Source organism: Streptomyces griseoaurantiacus (assembly GCF_036189845.1).
Classification (GTDB): domain Bacteria; phylum Actinomycetota; class Actinomycetes; order Streptomycetales; family Streptomycetaceae; genus Streptomyces; species Streptomyces griseoaurantiacus.
On the sequence record NZ_CP108326.1, the window covers coordinates 6,886,081 to 6,904,855 of the forward strand.

At 74.4% G+C, this 18,775-nt stretch carries 12 protein-coding genes; 4 read left to right on the forward strand and 8 right to left on the reverse strand.

Going from position 1 to position 18,775, the window contains the following annotated elements:
• Window positions 1-21: 21 nt before the first annotated feature.
• The 6 genes from OHB09_RS30285 to OHB09_RS30310 all read right to left on the reverse strand — a co-directional run bounded on the left by OHB09_RS30285 (window position 22) and on the right by OHB09_RS30310 (window position 8,463).
• Complete coding sequence (locus tag OHB09_RS30285; RefSeq protein WP_328922851.1) at window positions 22-1,101, reverse strand: iron-containing redox enzyme family protein; 1,080 nt, start codon at window positions 1,099-1,101, stop codon at window positions 22-24.
• Between the two features lie 42 nt (window positions 1,102-1,143).
• Window positions 1,144-2,160, reverse strand: a complete 1,017-nt coding sequence (locus tag OHB09_RS30290; RefSeq protein ID WP_093598163.1) for a Ppx/GppA phosphatase family protein — start codon at window positions 2,158-2,160, stop codon at window positions 1,144-1,146.
• Between the two features lie 58 nt (window positions 2,161-2,218).
• Window positions 2,219-5,074, reverse strand: a complete 2,856-nt coding sequence (locus OHB09_RS30295) for an NHLP bacteriocin export ABC transporter permease/ATPase subunit (RefSeq protein WP_328922852.1) — start codon at window positions 5,072-5,074, stop codon at window positions 2,219-2,221.
• Between the two features lies 1 nt (window position 5,075).
• On the reverse strand, window positions 5,076-7,328 hold the full coding sequence (locus OHB09_RS30300; protein WP_234526452.1) for an NHLP family bacteriocin export ABC transporter peptidase/permease/ATPase subunit: 2,253 nt from the start codon (window positions 7,326-7,328) through the stop codon (window positions 5,076-5,078).
• Window positions 7,325-8,131, reverse strand: a complete 807-nt coding sequence (locus tag OHB09_RS30305; RefSeq protein WP_234526451.1) for an HlyD family efflux transporter periplasmic adaptor subunit — start codon at window positions 8,129-8,131, stop codon at window positions 7,325-7,327. The genes OHB09_RS30300 and OHB09_RS30305 overlap by 4 nt, the downstream gene beginning before the upstream one ends.
• 116 nt (window positions 8,132-8,247) lie before the next feature.
• Complete coding sequence (locus tag OHB09_RS30310; protein WP_006139231.1) at window positions 8,248-8,463, reverse strand: hypothetical protein; 216 nt, start codon at window positions 8,461-8,463, stop codon at window positions 8,248-8,250.
• Between the two features lie 630 nt (window positions 8,464-9,093).
• Here OHB09_RS30310 and OHB09_RS30315 point away from each other — a divergent pair.
• Window positions 9,094-10,398, forward strand: a complete 1,305-nt coding sequence (locus OHB09_RS30315) for a S1 family peptidase (protein ID WP_328922853.1) — start codon at window positions 9,094-9,096, stop codon at window positions 10,396-10,398.
• A gap of 130 nt (window positions 10,399-10,528) precedes the next feature.
• Here OHB09_RS30315 and OHB09_RS30320 read toward each other — a convergent pair whose 3' ends face one another.
• Window positions 10,529-12,682: a SpoIIE family protein phosphatase gene (locus tag OHB09_RS30320; RefSeq protein ID WP_371787805.1), complete on the reverse strand. Its 2,154-nt coding sequence runs from the start codon at window positions 12,680-12,682 to the stop codon at window positions 10,529-10,531.
• A gap of 189 nt (window positions 12,683-12,871) precedes the next feature.
• Here OHB09_RS30320 and OHB09_RS30325 point away from each other — a divergent pair, with 189 nt between their 5' ends.
• Both OHB09_RS30325 and OHB09_RS30330 read left to right on the forward strand, forming a co-directional pair.
• Window positions 12,872-15,397: a SpoIIE family protein phosphatase gene (locus OHB09_RS30325; protein ID WP_319118956.1), complete on the forward strand. Its 2,526-nt coding sequence runs from the start codon at window positions 12,872-12,874 to the stop codon at window positions 15,395-15,397.
• Window positions 15,398-15,457: 60 nt separating this feature from the next.
• Complete coding sequence (locus tag OHB09_RS30330; protein WP_191853562.1) at window positions 15,458-15,985, forward strand: metallophosphoesterase family protein; 528 nt, start codon at window positions 15,458-15,460, stop codon at window positions 15,983-15,985.
• 29 nt (window positions 15,986-16,014) lie between these two features.
• Here the strand turns inward: OHB09_RS30330 and OHB09_RS30335 are convergent, their stop codons facing one another.
• Window positions 16,015-17,271: a YncE family protein gene (locus OHB09_RS30335; protein ID WP_328922854.1), complete on the reverse strand. Its 1,257-nt coding sequence runs from the start codon at window positions 17,269-17,271 to the stop codon at window positions 16,015-16,017.
• Window positions 17,272-17,486: 215 nt separating this feature from the next.
• Here OHB09_RS30335 and OHB09_RS30340 point away from each other — a divergent pair, with 215 nt between their 5' ends.
• Window positions 17,487-18,701, forward strand: coding sequence for a Gfo/Idh/MocA family protein (locus tag OHB09_RS30340; RefSeq protein ID WP_328922855.1), 1,215 nt, complete (start codon window positions 17,487-17,489; stop codon window positions 18,699-18,701).
• The last annotated feature ends 74 nt before the right edge of the window (window positions 18,702-18,775 follow it).

Here is an 18,775-nt window from a genome sequence, read left to right on the forward strand (position 1 = left end):
TGCCGGGTACCCGCGATCTCCTCAAATATCTTGACCTGTCCGCGAGGCCCCGACGAGGGCCTCGGGGGCCGGTGGGAGAGGGGTGCGCAGGGAGGAACGGCCGGCCCGCCAGGCCGCCAGGAGGCGCTCACCGAAGCGGCCCTCCAGGTACTCCGTCGCGTCGATGCCGAAGGTGACGTCCTCCTCCAGCTCCGGTTCCTGCTCCAGCAGGCCGCCGATGACGTCCCGGCGGACGATCTGCTCGTGCACGGCGTCCGCCTCGACGTGCTCGTCGTAGAAGAACCGGGCGGCCGGCCCGGCGCCCGCGCGCCGCATCGCCTCCGCCAGGCGGCGGGAGCCGGGGGAGGAGGTGATCTCGACGGTGGCGAAGTGCCCGACGAGGGCGCCGCGCAGGCCGCGGTGCAGCCCGAACAGGGACATGAGGTTCACATTGGCGAGCATCTCGGCGCACGTGGCGTCGAGGTAGTGGCCGTAACCCGTGTCCAGGCCCAGGTCCGTCATGAGGTCGGCGAACAGCCGGGCGTGCACGCGCTCGGGGCGGCCGCCGCCGTACTCGTCGAACTCCACGGCCGCCATCGCCGCCTTGGCGCGGCCCCACAGGCGGGGCAGCACCCACGCGTGCGGGTCGGCCTCCTTGAGGTGGTACAGCGAGCGGTGGGCCGCGTACTCGCGCAGGTGCTCCGGGGCACCCTCGTCGCGCAGGAAGTGGGAGACGCCGGTCGCGGTGGGCGCGCCCGGGGTGTCCACGGGCTCGACGAGGAGGTCCTCCAGCGCGTCGGAGAGGGTCTTGTGGGCCGGAGTGTCGGCGCGCAGGGCGGTGAGGAATCGCTCCTCGAGGGCGGCGCGCAGGCCGAGCAGGGCGGGATCCCACTCCAGGTCGGCGTCCACGCCCTCGAAGCCCCGGTAGTGCAGCTCGTAGCAGGTGTACAGGGCGAGCTGGAGGTCCTCGCCGTAGGGGTCCGCGGTGGCGGTGTCGGGCGCGGGGTGCGGCACGCCGGGGTGGCGCAGGCGGTGCAGGACGGCGGTGGAGAGAGGGCCGCGGGGTGCGGGGAGGGTGGGGCCTTCCTGGACGGTGCGGGAAGTGCGCGGGCGGTTGCTCATGAGGTGCGGGTACCCTGTTTCGCCCCCGCCGCGCCCTGTCTCCTACGGCGCGCCGCGCGCGGCCATGCGCAGGGGGGTCCGGGGCGCGGGGCAGCTTCCGCCGGCCGGGGTGCGGGTGAGGTCGGCCCACCAGGCGGGGCCGTCCTCGATATGACGCAGGAGGATGCCCTCGCGGATCGCCCAGGGGGACACCGTGAGGGTCTTGATGCCGGTCAGCTTCATCGTCGTGTGGCCGATCACCGCGCCCGCCAGACTCTGCCGGGCGCGCGGCGCCGAGATGCCGGGCAGATGGGCGCGTTCCGCCGCCGGGAGGACGGCCAGGCGGTCGAGCTGACGGCGCAGCTCGCCGCGGCGCAGCTCCCGCTCCACGAAGGGGCCGTGCCGGCCCGGCGCGGCTCCGCAGAGCCGGGCGAGCTGCTGGAAGGTGCGCGAGGTCGCGACCGCCGTGCGCGGGCCCTCCCAGCGGATCCGCGCGGCCACGTCCCGCAGCCGGTGGCGGATCGCGCGCCGCATCGCCCGCACGCTCTCCGGGGACGGCGGGTCCTCCTCGTCCTCGAAGAACTCGTGGGTCAGCCGGCGTGCCCCCAACGGCAGCGAGGCCACGAAGTCGGGCAGCCGGCCCCGGCCGAACGCCACCTCCAGGGTGCCGCCGCCGATGTCGAGGAGCGCCAGCGGACCCGACCGCCAGCCCATCCACCGCCGCGCCGCGAGGAAGGTCAACTCGCCCTCCACCTCGCCGGGCAGCGTGCACAGCGGCACCCCGGTGCCGGCGCGCACGGCGTCCAGGACCTCCTGGCGGTTCGGCGCGCTCCGGACGACGGCGGTCGCGAAGGCCAGCGGTTCGGGGGCGCCCCACCGCCGTGCCGTCGCGTCGGCCGCGGCGACCGCCCCGACCAGCCGCCGCACGGCCTCCTCGGGCAGGGGGCCGCCCGGTTCGGCGTGCTGGGACAGCCGCAGCCGCCATTTCGCGGTGTGCACGGGCAGCGGAATGCCGCCGACCGCGTCCGCGACCACCAGCCGCACCGTGTTCGACCCGACATCCAGCACACTCACCCGCATGGGGTGCGACCTACCCGGATCACGGCCCCGCACGCCCGGGCGCCGGGGGCGCGAGGGGTCACGTCAGTTGCCGGCGTACCAGTTCCCGCAGCCGGCCGTCCTCCTGGGCCAGCAGGACCGCGGGCGGCCCCTCCTGGACCACCTTGCCGTCCTCCATGACCACCACCCGGTCCGCGTCCAGCACCGTGGTCAGACGGTGGGCGATGACCACGCGGGTGGCGTCGAGCGCGCGGGTGCTCTCGATCACCGTGCGCTGCGTGGCGTTGTCCAGCGCGCTCGTCGCCTCGTCGAGGAAGAGGACGCGGGGGCGACGCAGCAGCGCCGCCGCGATCATCAGGCGCTGGCGCTGACCGCCCGAGAGCGAGCCGCTGCCCTGCACGATGGTGTGCAGGCCCATCGGCATCGCGCGGATGTCCTCGCCGAGCCCGGCCAGTTCGGCCGCCGCCATCGCCTCCTCGGGGGTGCACGGCTCCGTGCCCCGGATGACGTCCAGGATCGAGCCCGTCATGGGCTGCGCGTGCTGCAGCACCACCCCGCACTGCCGCCGGACCGCCGAGTGGTCCAGCGCCGACAGGTCCTGACCGTCGTACAGGACGCTGCCGGACACCGGCCGCTCGAAGCCGATCAGCAGCCGCAGCAGCGTCGACTTGCCGCAGCCGCTCGGCCCGACGACCGCCACGAACTCGCCCGGCCGGACGGCGAAGGACACGTCGTCCAGGACGAGGGGGCCGTCCTCGCCGTACCGGAAGGAGACCCGCCGGGCCTCCAGGGCGCCGCTCAGCTCGCCCGGGGGCGTGCTGCCGGAGCCGGCCTCGGGCGGGGTGTCCAGCACCGGGCGGATCTCCTCCAGGAGCGGCAGCGCCGCCACCGCCGAGACGAAGGCGCCGGTCAGCTGGGTCACCGAGGTCAGCACCATGGTGACCGCGGTGCTGAAGGTGAGGAACTCCGCCGCCGACAGGGAGCCGCGGGCCGGACCGGCCAGCAGCATGAACATCAGCAGCGAGCACAGCGGCAGATAGACGGCGCCCAGCACGGTGTTGAGGTTCTTGATGGCGCCCACCCCGCGCTGCAGCTCCCGGCTGCGCGCGAACTGCCGTGCCCAGGCCGCGTAGGCGTAGTTCTCGGCCGCCGCCACCCGCAGCTTCGGCAGGCCGCGCAGGGTCTGGTAGGCCTGGTTGTTCAGCTTGTTGGTGAGCACGTTGAGCCGCCGCTGCCCGCGCACCTGCCACAGCCCGAGCGCCAGGAACACCGCGGCGATCACCACCAGCATGGCGAGGGCGGCCAGCGCCAGCGGCACGCTGTACCACAGCAGCAGGCCCAGGTTCATCGCGCCGACGGTCACCGACTGCACGAACACCGGCGCGACCCCCGCGAGCAGCCGGCGGATCGCGCTCACCCCCATCGCGGCGCTGGCCAGTTCGCCCGTGGACCGCCCGGCGAAGAACGCCGTGGGCAGCCGGAGCAGCCTGTCCCACACGGCCGGCTGGAGCGTCGCCTCGATCCGGCCCTCCAGCCGCAGCAGCGTCATGTTCTGCAGCAGCGTGAACGCCGCCGAGACGAGGCCCGCCACGATCACCGCGAGGCACACCTGGGCGATCAGGTCCTCGCGGGCCCGCGGTACGAAGGAGCCGAGCACCTTGCCGGTGGCGACCGGCACCAGCGCGCCGATCGCGAGCGTCACCAGGGTGCTCAGCAGCAGCCGGCCGAGGTCGCGGCGGCTGCCGCGCAGCACGAACCGGGCGAGCCGCGGCAGGGACAGCCGCCGCTCGGGCAGCGGACGGTAGAACATCACCGCCCCCGGCTCGAACTCGCCCGCGTTGACCTTCTCCACCGGTGTCTCGCGGCCCGAGGCCGGATGCACCGCGACATAGCCGCCGCGCCGCCACAGCAGTGCCACCGGCGCCCCCGACAGGGCCCGGCGGCCCACCAGCGGGCCGACGTCCTCCCGCCACCAGCGCCCGGCCAGCCGCACGGTCCGGGTCCGCACCCGGGAGGCGAGCGCGATCCGCTCCACCGGGTCGAGCCGCTCGCCGCCGGCGCCGCCCCGCGCCGGGTCGGTGAGTTCCAGACCGGCCGCCTCGGCGACCAGCGCGCACGCGGCGTACGTGGCGTCCGCCTCGGCGGCCGTGGCCCGCCGGCCGGCCGCGCGGCCCGTGGGGCCCAGCGAGGCGAGCAGGGTCCGGTCGGCCTGCGCGCGCGCCGCCTCACCGGCCCGGATGCCCGCCGCCGCGCGGTCCTCGTGGCTGCGCTCCAGCTCCTCGATCCACCGGTCGAGCGTCGTCAGCAGCCGGTACTGCTGGTCCACCAGGCCCTGCCACAGCCCCGGGTCCATCAGCAGGTCGGCCGCCGCCTCGGCCCCGTACAGCGAGCCGTACGCCACGCTGCCCGGGGGCACCTGCATCCAGAACACGTCGTCGTCGGCGGGCGTGGCCGCGGCCTCGCCCGCCATCGGCGCCTGGAACAGCACGGACAGGCCGCGGCCGACGCCGAGCGCGAGGGCGTGCTCCAGCGGGCTGGTGGCCGGCGGCACGTACTGCGGGTTGCCGTAGGCGTCGTAGGACCAGCTCGCCGTCTCCTGCTGCCGGTACAGCTCGCGCAGCGCGATGCGGCGCACCGCGCAGTCCCGCACCGGGCGGGCGACAAGGGTGTGGCGAGGGCCGGCGACCGGGCCGAGCAGCAGCGCGCCCGGCTCGAGCCGGCCCAGGTGGTGCCAGTGACCCCGGGCGGCCGCGTCCACCGCGTACAGGTCCAGCGCTCCGGCGGTCACCAGCCACAGCACCTGGGGGCCGTCCAGGTCCAGGCGGCTCCCGTCCGCCACCCGGTCCAGGGGGGTGCCGAGCCCGCCGAGGGCGGACAGCACCAGGTCCTCGCCGGGTGCGGGGGCCTGGCTCCCGTCGGTCGGGGAAGGGATCACGTCACCGCTCCCCGACGAGGGCCGCGTACGTGCCGCCCGCCGCGAGGAGGTCCGTGTGCCGGCCGCGTTCGACCACCGTGCCGCGCTCCAGGACGACGATCTCGTCGCTGTCGCGCACGGTGCTCAGCCGGTGCGCGATCACCACGCAGGCGCAGCCGCGCCGCCGCAGGTTGTCCATGACGATCTGCTCGGTCTCCGCGTCCAGCGCGCTGGTCACCTCGTCGAGGACCAGGATGCTCGGATCGCGCACCAGGGCCCGGGCGATCTCCAGGCGCTGGCGCTGCCCGCCGGAGAAGTTGCGTCCGTCCTGCTCGACCCTGCTGTGCACGCCCCCGGGGCGGCGCGCGACGACGTCGTACAGGGCGGCGTCCCTGAGCGCCGCCACCACCGCCTCGTCCGGCACCGAGGGGTCCCACAGCGCCACGTTGTCGCGGACCGACCCCTCGAAGAGGAAGACGTCCTGGTCGACGAAGGACACGGAGGCGGCCAGCGCGCCGCGCGGGATGTCCTCCAGCCGCCGCCCGTCGATCCGGATGACGCCCTCCCACGGCGCGTACAGGCCCGCGATCAGCCGGGACACCGTCGACTTGCCGCTGCCCGAGCCGCCCACCAGCGCCACCTGCCGGCCCGGCCCGACGCTCAGGTCGAAGCCGGTGAGCAGCGGCGCGTCGAGCGGGCTGTAGCCGAAGGAGACGTTCTCCAGCTCGACGTGCCCCTGGAGCCGGCGGGTGGACGCGCCGTCCGCGCCCCGGGTGTGCAGCGGGTCGGCGCGGAAGCTCTCCACGTCCTTCAGCCGCGCCACGTCGGCCGCGAAGTCCTGGACGCGGCCCGCCACCCCGTTGAGCCGGGTCAGCGGTGCCGTGAACCGGGCGACGAGCGCCTGGAAGGCGACCAGCAGGCCCACCGACAGATGCCCCTCGACGGCGCGCAGTCCGCCGATCCACAGGATCAGCGCGCTGTTCAGCGTGGCGAGCGTCGGCGCCACCACTCCCAGCCACGCGCTCGGCACCCCCAGGCGCTGCTGCTCCTCAAGGGTGGTGGCGTGCTGCCCTGCCCAGGTGCGGAAATAGCCGTCCTCGCCGCCGGTCGCCTTCATCGTCTCGATCAACTGCAGGCCCGTGTAAGCGGTGTTGGTGAGCCGGGCGGTGTCGGCGCGCAGCTTCGCCGTCCGGGTCGCGCGCAGCCGTACGACCACCCGCATCGCCACCACGTTCAGCAGCGCCACGCCGATGCCGACAGCGGTGAGCTGGGGGTCGTAGGTGTACAGCAGCAGCGCGTACAGCACGACGACCACCGCGTCCACGCCCGCCGCCGCCAGGTCCCGGGCCAGGGTCTCGGCGACGGCGTCGTTGGAGCCCAGCCGCTGGACCAGGTCGCCGGGGCTGCGCTGGGCGAAGAACGTGACCGGCAGCCGCAGCAGATGGCGCAGGAAGCGGGCGCTGGACAGGGTGGAGGAGATCAGCCGGCCGCGCAGCAGATTGGCCTGCTGCAGCCAGGTCAGGACCACCGTGAGCAGCACGCAGGCGGCCATCGACGTGAAGAGCACGCCGAGCGGGGAGGTCTGTCCGCCGATCAGGAAGGTGTCGATGTAGGCGCGGCTCAGCGCGGGCACGGCCGCCCCGACCACGACGAGGAGCAGACTGGCCAGGACGGCGGCGGGCAGGGTGCCCGCGGTGCCGCGCAGCCGGGCCGGGAGCGCGCCGAACACACCGGGGCGGCGGCCGCCCTTCCGGAAGTTCTCACCGGGTTCCATGACGAGGACGACGCCGGTGAAGCTGGTGTCGAAGTCCTCCCTCGGCACGAACCGGCGCCCCTTGCCGGGGTCGTTGACGAACACCCCGCGCCGACCGAAGCGGCGTCCGGTGCCGTCGTAGACGACGTAGTGGTTGAACTCCCAGAACAGGACGGCGGGGGCCGCCACCTCGGCGAGGGCGGCGGTGTCCATCTGCATGCCCTTGGCGGTCAGCCCGTAACTCCTGGCCGCCTTGAGGAGGTTGCTCGCCCGTGAGCCGTCGCGGGAGACACCGCAGGCGATGCGCAGCTCCTCCAGCGGCACGTGCCGGCCGTAGTGGCCGAGCACCATGGCCAGCGAGGCGGCCCCGCACTCCACCGCCTCCATCTGCAGCACGGTGGGGGTGCGCACGGTACGGCGCCCGGTACGCGAGGTGCTGGGCGCGGTGGCGCGTGCGGCACGCCGGGGCGGGGCGGCCCGGCGCCGGCCGCGCGGGGGGAGGGTCTGACGGGGTGCGGTCACGGCAGCAGCCAATCGAGGGGACGCCGGTCGGTCAGCCGGACGGAGGCGGTGGCCGTGGTCATCGAGGTCAGCCGGAACGGCGGTCCGTCCGCGGAGGACCAGCGGTAGCCGCTTCGCGTGCGGGAGGAGGGCAGCAGCCGTACCAGGACGGCCACCGGGGGGCCCTTCGCGGTGAACTGCTCGGCGAGCGCGCCGTCACCGAGGAACGCGGCGATGCGGGTACGGGTCTGGGCGGTGCGGTCGACCCGGACCACCGTGCCGCGCAGCACCCCGTACCGCTGGGCGGGCGCCGACTGGACGGTGAGGTCGACGGTGGCCTTCGCGGGCACCGAGGCGGCGTTCTGCGCGGGGACGTACACCGTCGCGTACAGCGGGTCGTCGGCGTGCGCGACCTTCTCCACGGCGGCGATGTCCGTACCGGCCTGCACGATGCGGCCGATGTCGGCGGCGAGCGCGGTGATCCGTCCGGCGGCCACCGTGCGCACCACCGTGTCCCCCTCGCGGGTGCGGACCTCGACGACCGGGGCGCCGGCGGACAGCCGTTCGCCCTCCTCGGCGAGGACCGCGGTCACCTGTCCGGCGACGGGGCTCTGCAGGAGGTAACTGCCCTCCGCGTGGGTGAGGACGGCGGGGGCGTCGACGGTGGAGGGCACCGAACCGGTGACCGCCCACACCGAGGCGGCCGCCATGACCAGGACGGTCACACAGAGCGCCGCCCAGCCCTGGGGGCGGGCCAGCCGCACCGGGAGGTCGAGTTCCTCGGGCGACTGCAGTTTGGCGAGGGCCTGCTGGCGGAACTGCAACGGGCTACTGCCTCATCTGGTGCGGGACGAACGGGAGTGCGTGGGGGAGGGCGTGCGGGCACCCGGACGTCCCGGAACCGGGGGGCGGTTCCGGGACGTCCACGAGCGGGTTCCGCTCAGAGACCGGCGACCAGGCCGGTGACCGGGGCGGTGTTCAGGCCGGTGACACCCTCGACGGTGTTGACGGCCGTGTTGACCAGGCCGGACACCGGGGCGACGCCGTCCACCAGGCCGGTGACGGTGCCGACGGCGTTGAGGGACAGCCCGCCCGAGACGGCGTCGAGGTCCGCGTCCGAGATCTCGGCGGTCTCGACCTGGGGGGTGGAGTTCATCAGGGAACTTCCCTTCGTAAGTGTGTGCAACAAGGGGGGAGCGGCCTCCGGCGCCGGCAGATGGCCTCTGCGGACAGCGGACCGGCCGCGACCGCGGGCGATCGGGCCCTGTGTGCGACAAGGCCGTGGGGGCGACCGCCGCGGTGCGAAGGATCAAAGCACGACCCCGCTCCGGGCTTCCACCCGATCGGGGCCCTCACCAGCGCGGTTGCCGGACGGAGGGCTCCTCGGGTGCAGACGCGGACACGTCGCGCCGGTCACTTCTTCACATGCTGCGCGGCTTCGTCGCGTCCCCTCCCTTGCGGAGCACCCGCCGCCGGGGGGTGGCTCCGCCCGCGGGCGCCGACCGGTGCGGAGGATGTGGACGCGCGCGGTGGCCGGTGCCCCCGTTGCGCATTCGATGTGCAGATTTGCTGAAGCCGACGTTCCGCTCCGGCGCAAATGCGGAGTGTGCCCCTCCGGTGACGTTCCGTCGGAGCCTCACCGTGTCGCGGAACCGGTCAAATCGGTCTGTCTGAAAGACACTTGAACACCCGGCAGCTCTTCTGCGTACCACCGGGCGACAAGGCGTCCCCAGCCCGCCGCCGTACGGCGGCGATCGCGCGACTCCGTTCCCCAGGAGGTCCAGAGTTGAGTCACAAACGCATACCCAAGCGCAAAGCCGCCATCGCGGTGGGTGGCGTCGCGGCACTCGGAGCGGCGGCATTCCTGCTGCCCAATGCCAACGCCTCGCAGACGGACTCGGACGACAGCACGCCCAGGACGTTCAAGGCGGCCGACGTACCCGGCCTCTCCGCCCAACTCCGGGCCCGGCTCGGTGACACCTTCGCGGGCTCCTACTACGACGCCGCCGGCCGGCGGATCGTCGTCAACGTCGTCGGTGACGACGAGAGCGCGATGAACGCAGTCAAGGAGGCGGGCGCGGTCCCGCACCAGGTGCGCAACAGCACCGGGGCGCTGGAGACCGCCGCGAGGACGCTGCGCACGGACGCCGCGATCCCCGGCACGGCCTGGTCGGTCGACCCCAGGACGAACGAGATCCGGGTCACCGCCGACAGCACCGTCACCGGCGCCGGGTGGGACCGGCTCGAGTCGACCGTCGAGGGACTCGGCTCCGGCATGGCCACCCTGAAGAAGTCCGAGGGCACCTTCAAGACCTTCGTCTCCGGCGGCGACGCCATCTTCGGCGGCAACGCCCGCTGCTCCCTCGGCTTCAACGTCACCGCGGGCGACGGCAGCCCCGCCTTCCTGACGGCCGGTCACTGCGGGGTCGCGGTCGACCAGTGGGCCGACGACGAGAACGGGCAGCCGATCGCCACCGTCGACCAGGCCACCTTCCCCGGCGAGGGCGACTTCTCCCTCGTCAAGTACGACGACCCGGCCACGCAGGCGCCCAGCGAGGTGAACGTGGGCGGCGGGAAGGTGGTCGCGATCGGCAAGGCCGCCGAGGCCGCCGTCGGACAGCAGGTGCTCCGCATGGGCAGCACCACGGGCCTGCACGACGGGACCGTGCTGGGCCTCGACGCCACGGTGAACTACCCCGAGGGCACGGTCACCGGGCTCATCCAGACCGACGTGTGCGCCGAGCCGGGCGACAGCGGGGGCTCGCTGTTCAGCGAGGACGGCAGCGCGATCGGCCTGACCTCCGGAGGCAGTGGTGACTGCGACGCGGGAGGCGAGACCTTCTTCCAGCCGGTGACGACGGCGCTGCAGGCGACGGGCGCGACGCTGGGCGAGGGCGGCGGGCAGGCGACGGGCGGTGACCAGGCGGGCGACCAGGGCGGCGGTCAGGCCGGCGACCAGGGCGCCGGCCAGGCGGGCGGCCAAGCCGGTGACCAGGCGGGCGGCCAGGCCGGTGACCAGACCGGTGGGGACGCGCAGGCCGGCGGCTCGGGGCTGGAGTCCTCCCGCCACGGCCAGCGTCGCGGTCACTGAGGGACACGGTGAGAGAGAACGGGTGAGGGTGAGGTGAGGGTGCCCGGGGCTGCCCCGCGCACCCTCACCCGCGTGCGCACCCTCACCCGCGTGCGCACCCTCACACACGCGCGCTCCGTCCCGGAGCGCCTCACACCGCACGCAGCAGCAACAGCGCCACGTCGTCCGGACGCTCGCCGTCCGCCGCCCCGCGGCCCAGCAAGCGGTCCGCCAGTGCGTCCAGCGGCTCGCCCGGATCTCCCGCGAGCCGCTCCGCCAGCTCCGCCAGCGCCTCGTCGAGGTCGGTCCCCGGCTTCTCGATCAGCCCGTCCGTGTACAGCACCAGCACCGACCCGCGCGGGAACGCCACCTCGACCGTCGGGTACACCGCCGCCTCCTGGATGCCCAGCAGCGGCCCCCCGGCCAGGTCCAGCACCCGCACCTGCCCGTCCGGCCGCCGGAGCAGGGGCGGCGGGTGCCCCGCCCGCGCCAGGACCATCCGCCCGCGCTCCCGGTCGACGCTCAGGTACACACAGCTGGCGAACAGGTCGGCACGCAGGTCGATCAGCAGCCGGTTGGTGCTGCGCATGACCTCCCCGGGGCCCTGCCCCACCGTGGTGTACGCGCGCACGGCGGTGCGGATCTGCCCCATCAGCCCGGCCGCCGTCACGTTGTGCCCCTGCACGTCCCCGATCGCCGCGACCGCCCTGTCGTGGGTGCGCACCACGTCGTAGAAGTCGCCGCCGATCTCCATGCCCTGGGTGGCGGGCAGATAGCGGGCCGCCGTCTCCAGGCCCGGCAGCGCCGGCAGCGAGGGCGGCAACAGGGCCTGCTGCAGCCCGTGCGCCAGGCGGTGCTTGGCGTCGTAGAGCAGTGCCCGCTCCAGCGCCTGCGCGATCAGACCGCTCAGACTGGTCAGCACCGCCCGTTCGTCGGCGGGGAACGCGTGCGGCTGCGCGTACGCCAGCACCCAGGTGCCCACCGGCCGCCCCGAGGCGATCAGCGGCAGGCACGCCCACGCGGCCATGCCGTCCGAGGTGGGCGTCGTCCGCAGCGGGTACAGCCGCTCGAGCTGCTCCGGCGACTCGAAGAACGCGGGCACGCCGGTGGCCAGCACGTGCGCGCTGGGGATCGGCGCGGTCAGCGGCGTACCGTTCCAGCGCTCGACGGCCTCGTCGTCGGGGAAGCCGCGGTGGCCCAGGATGTGCAGCCGGCCGCCGTGCGAGCCGAGCATCATCAGGCCCTGGCTGCCGACGGCCGGCGCGATCTCGTCCGCGACGAGCTGGACGACGTCCTCCACCCCCACCGCCTCGGTGAGCGCGCCCGCCAGGTTGAGCACGTGCCCGATGGTCACCAGACGTCTGCCTCCCACCTGCCGCGAGGGATCGACGGTCCCGGCCCGGCCGGGAGGGTCCTCGCGGGCGACCGCGCGGGAGGGGGCGATGCGCAGGCTGAGCCCGTCCTCGCCGGGATAGAGACGGAAGGAGAGCCACGTCCCCGGCGGCCGCAGTGCGACGAACGTGGTGACCTCCCGGGTGAGCAGCGCGGCCCGGTAGCGGTCCTCGTAGCCGGGGTCGTTGAGCCAGGGCGCCGCCGTCCACAGCAGGGCGCCCCTCAGGTCCGCCACGGGTATTCCGAGCAGCTCGCCCGCCGCCCGGTTGGCGAACGTGATCCGGCCGTGCAGGTCGAGCCCGCACAGCCCGTACGGCAGCCGGGCCACCGCGCGCAGTGCCGCCGCCGCGCCGGAGGGGGCGTCGGGGTCCGTCTCGGGGGGCGGCGGCAGGAGGTCGGGCTCGGGTCCGACCGGCCGGTGCTCGGTGGCGGCCCGCGCGAGCCGCTCCACCAGCCGTTCGCAGGCCGTGGTGAGACGGTGGCGCTCGTGGTCGGAGAGCTGCGGGGAGTGGGTGCCGGGCCAGGTCACGAACAGGGCGCCGTACGCGGTGTCCTCCGTCGCGAGCGGCAGCGCGGCCATGGAGAAGGGATACGGCAGGACGGTCGCGATGCGCGGGTAGTGGTGTGCCATCTCCACCTCACCGCTGACCCACACCAGCCGCCGCTCGCGGAGCGCGTCCGCGACCGGCACGGAGGAGCCGAGACCCAGGCGCTCCCAGGGAGAGGCGAAGACGCGGGGCAGGCCCGCCATGACCGCCATCTCCAGCACCGGTTCGGTGGGGGAGAGCAGGTAGATCGCGCCGGACAACGCGTGCAGATCGTCCAGCAGGGCCGCGAGGACCGGGGACAGCGAGGACCGGCCGGGCGTTTCGGACTCAGGCGGCGGGGGCGGTACGTCGGCCACGCCGACCACCTCCTCCCTTCCGGCTGCCCGCCCTCAAGCCTCCCGCACGGTCACCCGCCGCGCACGGCGAGCGGCACCCCCCGGCGGCACCGGCCCACCCGGCCGGAGGTGTCCGCCGCCCCGGAGGCGGCAGGGGCGGGAAACCGCGTATGTGTCACAGGGGCTGCACATCCGTCCCATACGCGCTGTAATGACGGCGTGGTCAGTGAGCGGCGCACCGCGGACAGCGGATCGAGGACACCGCGGGCCGAGCTTGCCCTCAAGACCCTCGCCGCCGACCTCTCCGCCCACGACCGCCTGCGCCGCACCCTGGAGCAGACCCTGGTCTTCGCCCGTGCCTGCGCCGCCGCCCTCTACACCGTGAGCGAGGGCGAGGGCGAGGGCGAGGGCGGGGACGGCGCCCTCGCCCTCGCCGAGTCGGTCGGCGTGCCCCGCACCCTGTACGGCCTGCGCGACGCCTATCCCCTCACCACCTCCTCGCCCCTCGCCGAGGCCCACGCCGACGGCCACCCGCGGTGGCTCACCGCCGCCGACCTCGCCCGCCGCGCCGACCCGCGCTCCCTGCCGCCCCTCGGTGACTTCTTCCTCGGCGTCCTGCCGCTGCGCGACGGCGGCTGCCTCGTCGCCGTGCGCGAGGCACCCGAGGGCTTCGAGGCCGAGGACCGAGCCTGCCTGACCGCGATCGCCGAGGCCCTCACCACCCGCCCGCCGGCCCCCGGACCACCCGCCGAGAGCGGTCGGGACACCCCGCGCGCGGCCTCCTTCAGCCTCGCCATGGACACCGGCCGCATCGAGGTCGACGACGCCGTGCTCGACCTCTTCGGCCTGAGCCGGGACGCCTTCGACGGCCGGGTGGAGACCCTGCTCGCCTCCACCGTCCCCGAGGACCTGCCCTCCCTGATGTCCCTGGTCGAGCCCGACCACGTGTCGCTGGGCGAGCGCGAACTGGAGTTCCGCATCCTCCAGCCCTCCGGGGAGCCGCGCTGGCTGCGGATGCGCGGCCGGATGCTGCCCGCCGAGGAGACGGGCGGGGACGCGTCCCGCCCACCGCCCCGCCCCTCCCGTCTCGTCGGCACCGTCGCCGACGCCTCCACCCTGCGCCCCGGCGTCAGCGACGTCACCCGCATCCAGCGCCTCGCCGCTGCCCTCGCCACCGCCGGAACCGTCCGCGGTGTCGGCGAGGCGGTCGCGACGGCGCTGCGCGTCCCGCTCCGCGCCGACCGCCTCGCCCTCGCCGAACTGGAGGGCGACCGCCTCGTCGTCACCGTCCTCGACCCGCCGGAACCCGGGGCCTGGCCCGCCCTGTGGCGCTCCGAGTGGCGCTCGGAATGGCCCGACGCCCCCGTCCGCGCCATGCCGACACTCGCCGCCGCCCTCCGCGAGGGCCGCATCACCATCCGGCCCGCCGGCGCCGTCCTCGAACCCGCCCTCGCCGAGGTCGGCCCGGGCGGGCTCGCCGTGCTGCCGCTGCCCGCCGGCGGCCGGCTGGCCGGTGCCTGCCTCCTCGGCTGGGACGCCCCGCACGACTTCGCCCCCGACGAGCGGGCCCTGCTCACCGCCGCCGCAGGCCTTGCCGGACAGGCGCTGCTGCGCGCCCACGCCTTCGACGCCGAGCACGAACTGATCGGCATGCTCCAGCGGACCCTGCTGCCGCGCCGGCTGCCCCGGCTTCCCGGCGCCGAGGCCGTCGCCCGCTACCTGCCGACGACCGCGGGCCTGGAGGTGGGGGGCGACTGGTACGACGTGATCCCGCTGCCCGACAACCACGTCGGCCTCGTCATCGGCGACGTCCAGGGCCACAACGCCTCCGCCGCGACGGTCATGGGACAGATGCGCACCGCGCTGCGCGCCTACGCCGTCGAGGGCCACCCCCCGGACGTCGTCGTCTCGCACGCGAACCGGCTGCTGGTGGGCCTGGAGAGCGATCTGTTCGCGACATGCTGCTACATCGACATCGACCTGGAGGAGGGGGCCGCCTGGTGCGCACGGGCCGGCCACCTCCCACCGGTGCTGCGGCTGCCCGACGGACGGACCGAGACGGTGGAGTTCGAGGGCGGTCCGCCGCTCGGCGTGGTCGCCCAGGCGGACTACCCCATGTCACCGCTGCGGTTCCAGCCGGGCACGGTGCTCGCGCTGACCACCGACGGCCTGGTCGAGTCCGCCGAGGTCGACCTCGACACCGGACTCGAACGGCTGGCCGCGCGGCTCGCCGCCGGGGACCCCGCCCGGCTCGATCAGGCGGCCGACGCCCTGCTGACCGACGCCAACCGCAGCGACGACGTCGCCCTGCTCCTGCTGCGCTACGACGGCATGGCCCAGCGGCCGCTGCGCGAGAGCTGGTCGGTGTGGCGGGTGCCCGAGGCGGTGCGGCACGCCCGCCGGTTCGCCCGGCGCGTGCTGCGCGCCTGGGGCGTGGGGGAGGAGGCCGACGCCGCGATGCTGGTGGTCTCGGAACTGGTCACCAACGGGCTGGTGCACACCGACGGCCCCGTCCGCCTCGACCTCATCCTGATCAACCACCGGCTGCGGATCGCCGTCGCCGACTCCTCGCCGCGCACCCCGATCAAGCCGACGGGCCTGGGCTGGGAGGCGACGGGCGGCCGCGGCATCCTCCTGGTCGAGGCGATGTCGGCGGCATGGGGCTCGGTCCCGGCGAGCGGCGGCAAGCAGGTGTGGGCGGAACTGGCCCTGGAGCCGGAGCTCCAGGGCCCGGCGTCCGACTGAGAGCGCCGCCCCCGGCTGCTGCTGCCGCTCCCCCTCGCGCCCGCGTGGGACGCTGGAGGCGTGCGCCTGCTGCTGATGTCCGACACCCACCTGCCCAAGCGGGCCCGGGAGCTCCCGGCCGCGCTGCTCGCCGAGCTGCCGCGCGCCGACGTCGTGATCCACGCCGGTGACTGGGTCGACGAGGCCACGCTGGACCTGCTGGAGAGCCGCAGCGCCCGGCTGCTCGGGGTGTACGGCAACAACGACGGGCCCGGACTGCGGGCCCGGCTGCCCGAGGTGGCCCGGGCCGAGCTGGAGGGGCTGCGGTTCGGCGTCGTGCACGAGACCGGCGAGGCGCGGGGACGGGAACGCCGGTGCGCCGCGCGCTTCCCCGACCTCGACGTCCTGGTCTTCGGGCACAGCCACATCCCCTGGGACACCACGGCACCGGGCGGGCCGCGCCTGCTCAACCCCGGTTCGCCCACCGACCGCCGCCGCCGGCCGCACTGCACGTACATGACGGCGAGGGTCACCGCCCGCGACGGGCTGACGGAGGTGGAACTCCACCGCCTCCCGCCGCGGACGGGGACGGGCGCGGCCCGCGGCTGACCGCGGGCCGTGCCCCTCACCGCCTCACCTCAGCCGCCGGACACCCCCGTCCAACCCTGCGGCACATGGGCCAGCCGGACCCGCTGCGGGTGGTCGCCGACCGGGACCGACAGGCGCTTTTGGCCCGTGGCGAAGTCGATCGCCGTGACCTGGTCCGCGCCGCTCTCGGAGATGACGCAGTCCTTGCCGTCCCCGCCGACCGTCGCCCAGTACGGTTTGGACGCCGTCACCAGGGGGCCCTCCTGGAGCGTGGCGCGGTCGACGACCGTGGCGTAGTCGTCCATCGTCCCGGCGACGCACAGCTTGTCGCCCGAGGGACTCATCGACAGCCCGTGGTGACGAGAGTCGTTGACCATGGTCGTGCGGTCGTCGCTGGTCGAGGAGTTCTTCGGCAGGGTCTTCATCCGGGTGATCCGGTCGGTGGCGACGTCGTACTCGAAGAGGCCGTTGAAGAAGGACACCTGGAAGTAGAACTTCGACTCGTCCGGGGAGAACACCGCCGGGCGGACCGCGTCCGAATAGTCCTTGAGACCGAAGGCGTCCAGCCGCTGCCGCATGTCGATGACCTTGACCTGCTTGAACGTGGTGGCGTCGACGACCGTGATGTGGCGGTCGCCCTTCGTCCAGTCCCAGATGGGGTCGTCCAGCGCCGTGTTGACGTCGCCGATCGACATGTTCCAGATGTACTTGCCGTCCTTGGTGAAGATGTTCTCGTGCGGCTTGTCGCCGGTGGCGAACTGGCCGAGCTGCTTCCCGGTGGTGATGTCCAGGACGTGCACCTTGTTGGCGGTGGAGGCGGACACCGCGACGCGGGTGCCGTCGGCGGAGACGGCCATGTGGTCCGCGCGGTAACCCTCCACAGGGAAGCGCCAGTTGATCCTGCCGGTGGTCAGGTCGAGGGAGACGACGTCGGCGAAGCTGGGGCGGGAGACCACCATCGACTTCCCGTCGGGGGTGGCGTACATGTCGTCGACGAACTGGTCGTGGCCCTCGCCGACGCTGTTGCGGATCGCCTGGAAGTAGATCCACTTGATCGGGTCGGCGTTGATCTCGGCCATGCGCTGTGCCTTGTCGGGCACGACGTTGACGCTGCCGATCTTCGCGTAGGTGCCGGAGGAGTGGATGACGTCGGCGGTGCCGTCCCAGTTGTTGCCGACGAACATGACCTCCTGGAGCAGCCCGGCGTCGGCCGCGGTGGCGCTGCCGACGGCGGGCCCGAGGGCGGTCAGGGAGAGGGCGGCGGCGAGGGTGAGGAGGAGGCGGGGTCTGCGGGCGCGTGTGGACATGGGGGGTCCTGTCGTTGGGGAGAACATGACAACGGACTTCGGACTTACTGGAAAGTAAGGAAGAGGGGGGTGCGACACAAGGGTCCGCGCACGACAAATCGGCGGCCGTCCGCGCGGCGTGGCCGCCCACGCCGCACCTGATTGACATGCGGGGCCGTCCGCTCCAGCCTGACCTGGCGGTTCGGATCGGTTCGCAGCAGTCGAAGGGGCACGCAATGGTGGAGTCGCTCGGGGTTGCCGTCGTCGGGTTCGGGTGGATGGGACGGGTGCACAGCCAGGCCTACGCCCGGGTGCGGCACCACTTCCCGGACCTGCCCCTGCGCCCCCGGCTGGTCGCCGTCGCCGACGAGGTGCCGGGACGCGCCGAACAGGCCGCCGAGCAGTACGGGTTCGCCACCGCCACCCGCGACTGGCGCGAAATCGTCGGCGACCCCCGCGTCGGGGCGGTGAGCATCGCCGCGCCCAACTTCCTGCACCGCGAGATCGGCACCGCGATGGCGAAGGCGGGCAAGCACCTCTGGATCGAGAAGCCGGTCGGGCTCACCGCCGCCGACGCCCGCGCCGTCGCCGATGCCGTGGCGGGCGCCGGCGTCCAGGGCACCGTCGGCTTCAACTACCGCAACGCCCCTGCGGTCCGGCACGCCCGTGAGCTGATCGCGGAGGGCGCGGTCGGGAGGGTGACCCATGTCCGCATCCGGCTGTTCAGCGACTACGCCGCCCACCCCGACGCGGCACTGACCTGGCGTTACGAGCGGGAGCGCGGTGGCAGCGGGGTGCTGGGCGACCTCGCCTCGCACGGCGTGGACCTGGCCCGTTTCCTCCTCGGCGAGATCGAGGCACTCGTCGCCGACACCGCCGTCTTCCTGACCGAGCGGCCCCGGCCCACCGGGGCCACCACCGGGCACCAGCGGGTGGCGGGCGGGGGGCGGGGCCCGGCCGGGGACGCCGAGACCGTCACGGCCGTCGGGGTCGTCGGGACCGTCGGAGCCGTCGGGACCGTCGAGAATGAGGACTACGTCAACTGCCTGCTGCGCTTCGCCTCCGGCGCGCGCGGCGTCCTGGAGGCCTGCCGCGTCTCGGTCGGCGAGCAGAACGCCTACGGCTTCGAGGTGCACGGCACCAGGGGCGCGCTGTTCTGGGACTTCCGCCGGATGGGGGAGCTGGGGGTGAGCTCCGGGACGGCGTACCAGGACCAGCCGGTGAGCACCGTGCACGTAGGCCCCGGCCACGGCGAGTACGCGGCCTTCCAGCCGGGCGCGGCGAACGCCATGGGCTACGACGACCTCAAGGTGATCGAGGCCCACGGTTTCCTGCGGTCGATCGCGGAAGGGCGCGCTCACGGGCCGACCCTCGCGGACGCCGTACGCAGCGGGGAGGCGCTGGACGCGATGGCACGGTCCGCGGAGCGGGGAGGCTGGGTGGCCCTGTGAGCGCACACCCGGTGGGGTGGCACCGAACCTGTGCGGCCCGGTGCCACCCGTGCGGGGGTGACTCCATGCTCGGC